6 protein-coding genes are annotated in these 6,926 nt (G+C 66.0%); 2 read left to right on the plus strand and 4 right to left on the minus strand.

Features of this window, described 5'->3' with window-relative positions:
- Positions 1 to 401: 401 nt before the first annotated feature.
- Positions 402 to 635 (minus strand): hypothetical protein, encoded by a 234-nt coding sequence (locus ACO1P8_RS08705; protein ID WP_486295489.1) that lies wholly within the window; start codon positions 633 to 635, stop codon positions 402 to 404.
- A gap of 534 nt (positions 636 to 1,169) precedes the next feature.
- Here ACO1P8_RS08705 and ACO1P8_RS08710 point away from each other — a divergent pair.
- Both ACO1P8_RS08710 and ACO1P8_RS08715 read left to right on the plus strand, forming a co-directional pair.
- Positions 1,170 to 2,399 carry a CaiB/BaiF CoA transferase family protein gene (locus tag ACO1P8_RS08710; RefSeq protein ID WP_486295490.1) on the plus strand — a complete coding sequence of 410 codons (1,230 nt, stop codon included), beginning with the start codon at positions 1,170 to 1,172 and terminating at the stop codon, positions 2,397 to 2,399.
- Positions 2,400 to 2,624: 225 nt separating this feature from the next.
- Positions 2,625 to 4,142 (plus strand): 3-hydroxyacyl-CoA dehydrogenase, encoded by a 1,518-nt coding sequence (locus ACO1P8_RS08715; RefSeq protein WP_486295491.1) that lies wholly within the window; start codon positions 2,625 to 2,627, stop codon positions 4,140 to 4,142.
- Between the two features lie 106 nt (positions 4,143 to 4,248).
- On the opposite strand, the gene proB is transcribed toward ACO1P8_RS08715, so the two are convergent.
- The 3 genes from proB to ACO1P8_RS08730 all read right to left on the minus strand — a co-directional run.
- Positions 4,249 to 5,385, minus strand: coding sequence for a glutamate 5-kinase (gene proB / locus ACO1P8_RS08720; RefSeq protein WP_486295492.1), 1,137 nt, complete (start codon positions 5,383 to 5,385; stop codon positions 4,249 to 4,251).
- 79 nt (positions 5,386 to 5,464) lie between these two features.
- Entirely contained in the window at positions 5,465 to 6,595 is a 1,131-nt protein-coding gene (gene obgE, locus ACO1P8_RS08725; RefSeq protein WP_486295493.1) for a GTPase ObgE, read from the minus strand.
- Positions 6,596 to 6,771: 176 nt separating this feature from the next.
- On the minus strand, positions 6,772 to 6,926 hold a 155-nt coding region (locus tag ACO1P8_RS08730), incomplete at its 5' end, for a 50S ribosomal protein L27 (protein ID WP_486295496.1).

Raw genomic sequence — 6,926 nt, forward strand, 5'->3', positions numbered from 1 at the left:
GGCACTGCAACAACGACTACTGCAGCCACGACAACTACCACTGCTGCAACAACTTCAACTGCGCTACTGCTACTTATCGCTAAACAACCGCGGGGTGCCGTTCCACGACTCGATGTTGCTCTACAAGACACCGCCGCGTTCACTACGCACTACTACTTGCTATTGCCACTGCTTCTACGGCTACTGATACGCCCACCGCGGACGACAGGCATGATGGCCTTGTCGGACACTGTGGCGCCTATCGCGCGGGTCGCATCGACGGGTCGCGGCCGGCCTGTGGCACGGCAATCGGCAACTCGGACGCGAATTCCACCGGCGCAAAGGCACCTTTTCCATACGGCTTGCGAGCGAGACAAGGTCTGCTCAGCCAACCGTGCGTGGCGTCTGTGCCGGCGGGTTTCTTACCACTGCGTACCGCTGAAACGGCCCGATTGCTGCTGGGCGCGGCTCATCGTGTCTTGCACTTCTTCGATGAAGTTGAAGAAGGCGCCGACGCCGTGGGCAACGGCGCGGACGGCGCGCTTGACGGCATTGACGGGGTGGGCGGCGGGTTGCGTGTTCAAGGTGTTCTCCAGGATGTCGCGTTCGAGGGCGTCGGTAAGACGAAGATTCTGGTTCAGGGCGATGTTGGTCATGTCGGTCTCCTTGCGTATCGGGTACTGCTTGCTTGGTGAAAACCATTATAGGGAAAACCCGTAGTGCAACGCAACAAAAACCTAGGGCAAACCCTAGGTTTGTTGTAATAAGACACGACGCCCCCGGGTGGCAGGAAGAAATCCTTTGCCATATCAACGTATTAGTAAGGGTCTGCGGGCCGGACGCTGTGTTCGGGAGACCCGTGGCTTTCCTCTGGAGCCGTGCCCGGGCACGGTCTTCAGGGCCGGAACAATGCGTCCCTTTTCAACGAGACCAAGCTCACGATGGTCGCTTGGCGGGGTTGCTTCGGGTACGCGCATCCCCGGCCGCGCGGGCGATGCACCGGCCACCGGGATCGGCGATGTGGCGGGCGCCCGTCCACATGCCCATGGTTAAGAAGGGCGCCTGGCGCGCCCCCCTGAATGCCCTCAATTCCGGACGCTTCGGCCCGGCGGTAGCTGCCGGGGAGAATATGTCAGGCACAATACCCAATTCCCTTTCATGTCCCTGGCCAACCTCTGCATCCGGCGTCCATGTCCACTCGTCCTCCTCCCCTGACCGGCATTCGCGTCCTAGACCTGACCCGCGTACTGGCCGGCCCCTGGTGCACCCAGAACCTCGCCGATCTGGGCGCCGAGGTCATAAAAATCGAACGGCCGGGCAGCGGCGACGATACCCGCGGCTGGGGCCCCCCCTACCTGAAGGACGCCGAGGGCAACGAAACCACGGAGGCGGCCTACTATCTGTCGGCCAACCGCAATAAGCTTTCCGTCGCGCTGGATATCGCCACGCCGCGCGGCGCGGACCTGGTCCGGCAACTCGCCATGCAAAGCGATATCCTGGTCGAGAACTTCAAGGTGGGCGGCCTGCGCAAGTACGGCCTGGACTACGACAGCCTCAGCCGGGCGAATCCCCGTCTGATCTACTGCTCCATTACCGGCTTCGGACAAACCGGTCCCTATGCCAGCCGTGCCGGCTACGATTTCATGATCCAGGGCATGGGCGGACTGATGAGCATTACCGGCGAACGCGACGATTTACCGGGTGGCGGCCCGCAAAAGGCCGGCGTCGCGGTGGCGGACCTGATGACCGGCATGTATTCCGTGACCGGCATCCTGGCCGCGTTGTTCGAGCGCGAGCGCAGCGGCCTGGGGCAGCACCTGGATATGGCGCTGCTGGACTGCCAGGTCGCCATGCTGGCCAATCAGAACCTGAACTACATGACGTCCGGCAAGGCGCCGCGCCGGGCCGGCAACGCGCACCAGAACCTGGTGCCCTATCAGGTATTCGCCGTCAGCGACGGCCACATGATCGTCGCGGTCGGCAACGACAGCCAGTTCCGTGCGTATTGCGGCGTGATCGGCCTGCCCGAACTGGCCGACGATCCGCGTTTCGCCACCAATCCCAAACGTGTGGTGAACCGCGAAGCGCTAGTCCCGATCCTGGCCGAACGCATGGCGCAGGGCGAACGCGACCATTGGCTGGCCGAACTCGAAAGCGTCGGTGTGCCGGCCGGCCCCATCAATACGCTGGACCAGGTCTACGAAGATCCGCAGGTGCGCTTTCGCGAAATGCGGCGCGAGCTGCCGCATCCGGTGGCCGGGACGGTGCCGATCGGCGCGAGCCCGCTACGGTTTTCCGGCAGCCCCGTGGAATACCGCCGCGCCCCGCCCATGCTGGGCGAGCACACAGAGCATGTGCTGCGCGAAAGACTGGGCCTGTCGGACAGCGACATCCGCGCATTGGCGGCCGGCGACCGATAGTCGCGAAGCGCCCGCGAATACCGGGCGCCGGCACGCGATGCATTCCCGGGGTCGATGGCCGCGATGGATATCCGGCGGCGACGGTAGATATTCGACGACGGTGAATACTCGGCGACCGTAGAAATCCGGCGGCGTTGGATATTGGATGGCGATAGATATTCGGCGGCCGTTCGCCCGCGGAAAAGCGCGGCGCGGCCTCTCAAGGCATCATCAGGAGACCAAATCATGGCAGGGACCATCAACATCATCGGTATCGTCGGCGCGGGCGCCATGGGACGCGGCATTGCGCAGATCGCGGCGCAGGCCGGGCTGACCGTCCGTTTGTACGACGCGAACGCCGACGCAGTGGCCGCGGCGCGCGGCAGCCTGGAGCAGACCTGGGGCAAGCTGGCCGAAAAAGGCAAGCTGACGGCGCAGGCCGCGCAAGAGGCCCTGGCGCGCATCGTTCCGTGCGCCGGGCTTGCCGACCTTGCCGATTGCCAGCTGGTGGTCGAAGCCATCGTCGAACGGCTGGAGGTCAAGCGCGAGGTCTTCAAGCAATTGGAAGCCGTCGTCGCGGACGATTGCGTCCTGGCGTCCAACACCTCGTCGCTATCGATCACCGCGATCGCCGCGGCCTGCCGCCTGCCGTCGCGGGTGGCGGGGTATCACTTCTTCAACCCCGTGCCGCTGATGAAGGTAGTGGAAATCGTCGACGGCCTGCGCAGCGATCCGGCCGTGGGCGATGCCTTGACCGAGCTCGCCCGGCGCATGGGCCATACGCCGGTGCGCGCCCGCGATATGCCCGGTTTCATCGTCAATCACGCGGGCCGCGGCATGAACACCGAAGGCCTGCGCGTGGCGCAGGAATCGGTGGCGTCGTTCGCGCAAATCGATGCCATCATGCGCGAGCAGGCGGGCTTTCGCATGGGGCCTTTCGAACTGCTGGATCTGACCGCGCTGGATGTATCCCATCCGGTGATGGAGTCGATCTACCGGCAATTTTTCGATGAGCCGCGCTTTCGTCCCTCGCCGATCACCACCGTGCGCCTGGCCGGCGGGCTGGTGGGGCGCAAGGCGGGCGAGGGGTTCTACCGTTATGTGGATGGCCAGAAGCAGGTGCCGGCCGAGCCCGCGGTGCCCACCATGCCCCCCGGCCTGAAGGTATGGGTGAGCGGCATCCATCCGCAAGGCCATGCCGCGGTATCGGCGCTGCTGGACCAAATGGGCATCCAGCGTGCGTCGGACAGCCGCGCCCCGGATGACGCGCTGATCATCGTCACGCCGTATGGCGAGGATGTCTCCACTGCCATATTCACCCAGGACCTGGACCCGGCCCGCACGGTGGGCGTGGATGCCCTGCATGGATTCGACCCGAAGCGCCGCCGTACGGTCATGGCATCCCCCGCGACCTTGCCGCAATGGCGGGATGCGGCGCATGCCCTGTTCGCGGCGGATGGCGCGCCGGTCAGCGTCATCGATGATTCGCCGGGTTTCGTGGCGCAGCGCATCGTGGCCACCATCGTCAATATCGCCTGCGACATCGCGCAGCAACGCATCGCAACGGCGCAGGACATCGACAAGGCGGTCACCCTGGGCCTGGGCTACCCCATGGGGCCTCTCGCCATGGGCGATCTGCTGGGTGCGGAAAGGATCCTGGAAATCCTGCGCAACATGCAGCGCGTTACCGGCGATCCACGCTATCGCCCCAGCCTGTGGTTGCAGCGCCGTGTGCAGTTGAAAATGTCGCTGCTGGAGGGGTAATGCGGCATTGGGCCGTTCCGGCGCGGACACGGCCGCGGCCTGGGTGGCTTCCCGCTCGGGGCTTCAGGCTTCCGGGCCTTGAAGGCTTCGACACGCCGCCGGCCGCCTAGAGCACCACCAGGTTGTCGCGGTGCACGAGTTCCGGCTCGGTCATGCTGCCCAGCAGGGCCTCGATCCGCGACGAAGGCTGGCGCATGATGCGCCGGGTGTCGGCCGCGGAATAATTGACCAGCCCGCGCGCGCATTCCTGGCCGGCCGCATCCACGCAGGCCACCACGTCGCCGCGTTCGAAGTCGCCTTGCACATCGACCACGCCGATGGGCAGCAGGCTTTTGCCTTCCTGCCGCAGCGCGCGCACGGCGCCTTCGTCCAGCACGACCCGGCCGCGCAGGCGTAGATGGTCGGCCAGCCATTGCTTGCGCGCCGACCAGACGGGCAATACCGCACGCAGCTCGCTGCCTATGCACTCGCCCCGCGACAGGCGCACCAGTACGTCGCGCTCGCGGCCGGATGCGATGACCGTGTGCGCGCCGCTGTGCGCCGCGCGCTTGGCCGCCAATACCTTGGTCAGCATGCCGCCGGTGCCGATGCCGCTGCCCGCGCCGCCGGCCATGGCTTCCAGCGCGGGGTCGCCGGCCTGGGCATGCGAGACGAAGCGGGCATTGGGATCCTTGCGCGGATCGGCTTCGTACAGGCCGCGCTGGTCCGTCAGGATGACCAGCGCATCGGCTTCGATCAGGTTGGTGACCAGCGCCCCCAGTGTATCGTTGTCGCCGAAGCGGATCTCGTCGGTGACCACGGTGTCGTTTTCATTGACGATCGGCACCACGCCCATGCGCAGCAGCGCGAACAGCGTCGAGCGCGCATTCAGGTAGCGGCGGCGGTCCGCCAGGTCTTCATGGGTAAGCAGGATCTGCGCCGTGCGCAGCCCGTATTCCGCGAAGGCGGCCTCATAGGCCTGGGCCAATCCCATCTGTCCCACGGCGGCGGCGGCCTGCAGCTCGTGCATGGCCGACGGGCGCTTGCGCCAGCCCAGCCGGGCCATGCCTTCGGCGATGGCGCCGCTGGAGACCAGCACCAGTTGCCTGCCCTGCTGGCGCAGCGCGGCGATCTGCTTGGCCCAGTGCGCGACGGCGGCGCGATCCAGCCCGCGGCCCTCGTTGGTGACGAGCGTGGATCCTACTTTGGCGACCAGCCGGGTGGCGGAGGCGATGACGGATACGGCAGTGGTGTCGGCGGACATGACGAAGGCCGGAACGTATACGGGTGGCGGGCGGTAAGCCGTCCGCGCGAATCGCGCGGCGGAGGATTGCGATTATGGCTTATTCGTCACCGCCGCGCGGCGCGGCGTCCGTGCGCGTATCGTCGAAACGCGGGTCTTCGGCGACGTAGGTGCCGTCGGCCTGGTCCTGGGCGACCTGGTCCTTGTGCCTTTCCGCATCCAGGTAGTCCTGCAGCGCCCAGATCAGGTCCTGGGTGCCTTCGCCCGTCAGCCCGGATACGGTGTAAACCGGACCGGACCAGTCGAATTGCTCGCAGAACCGCGCCTTCAGCGCCTGTGCGTCTTCGGATGGGACCATGTCCAGCTTGTTCAATACCAGCCAGCGCGGCTTGGCCGCCAGATCGGCGTCGTATTTGCGCAGTTCCTCGACGATGGCGCGCGCATCGGCGACCGCCTGCGGGATCGGGTCGGCTTCCGGGTCCGGCGAGGACACGTCCACCAGGTGCAACAGCACACGGGTACGCGCCAGGTGCCGCAGGAACAGGTGGCCCAGGCCGGCACCTTCGGAAGCGCCTTCGATCAGGCCGGGGATATCCGCCACGACGAAGCTGCGCGACGCCGACGTGCGGACCACCCCCAGGTTGGGGTGCAGGGTGGTGAACGGATAATCGGCGATCTTCGGCCGCGCGTTCGAAATCTTGCTGATCAGCGTCGACTTGCCGGCGTTCGGCAAGCCGAGCAGCCCGACGTCGGCCAGCACTTTCAATTCCAGGCGCAGGCGCCGCTGCTCGCCTTCCTTGCCCGGCGTCCATTGGCGCGGCGCGCGGTTGGTGCTGGACTTGAAATGCAGATTGCCCATGCCGCCCTGGCCGCCGGCGGCCAACACGACTTCCTCTCCGTGCCGGTTAAGGTCGAACAGCTGTTCGCCGGTGTCGGCGTCGTGCACGATGGTGCCCACGGGGACGCGCAGCACGATGTCGGCGGCGGCCGCGCCGTACTGATCGGAGCCGCGGCCGTTTTCGCCGTTGCGCGCGCGATGCAGGCGGGCATAGCGGAAGTCGATCAGCGTATTGATATTGCGGTCGGCCACCGCGATGATGCTGCCGCCGCGGCCGCCATCGCCGCCGTCGGGACCGCCCTTGGGGATGAATTTTTCGCGGCGAAAGCTCGCCACGCCGTTGCCGCCTTTGCCGGCAATGACTTCGATGGTGGCTTCGTCGACGAATTTCATGATGGCGATGCGCGTGCTGCCGCGCGATTCCGGTTTGGATTAAAGAAGAATACGAGCGCCCCTGCCATGCCGACAAGTCGGCCGGGCGGCCGCGGGGACTTCATGCGGCCCAATGACAAAAAAGCCCTGCCGCGCGCGACAGGGCTTTCTCGTGGTGCGGATCGAAAATCGCGTGCTTATTCGGCGGCGATGATCGATACCGTCTTTTTGCTCAGCGCGCCCTTGGTGCCGAACTGCACCTTGCCGTCGACCAGCGCGTACAGCGTGTGGTCCTTGCCCATGCCGCCCTGGCCGCCGGCGGCCAACACGACTTCCTCTCCGTGCCGGTTAA

Source organism: Bordetella sp. (genome assembly GCF_057362025.1).

Excerpts from the sequence above, each read along its gene's own strand:
- ACO1P8_RS08705 (WP_486295489.1), bottom strand. The coding sequence starts at position 635 with ATGACCAACATCGCCCTGAACCAGAATCTTCGTCTTACCGACGCCCTC.
- ACO1P8_RS08710 (WP_486295490.1), top strand. The coding sequence starts at position 1,170 with ATGTCCACTCGTCCTCCTCCCCTGACCGGCATTCGCGTCCTAGACCTG.
- ACO1P8_RS08715 (WP_486295491.1), top strand. The coding sequence starts at position 2,625 with ATGGCAGGGACCATCAACATCATCGGTATCGTCGGCGCGGGCGCCATG.
- proB (WP_486295492.1), bottom strand. The coding sequence starts at position 5,385 with ATGTCCGCCGACACCACTGCCGTATCCGTCATCGCCTCCGCCACCCGG.
- obgE (WP_486295493.1), bottom strand. The coding sequence starts at position 6,595 with ATGAAATTCGTCGACGAAGCCACCATCGAAGTCATTGCCGGCAAAGGC.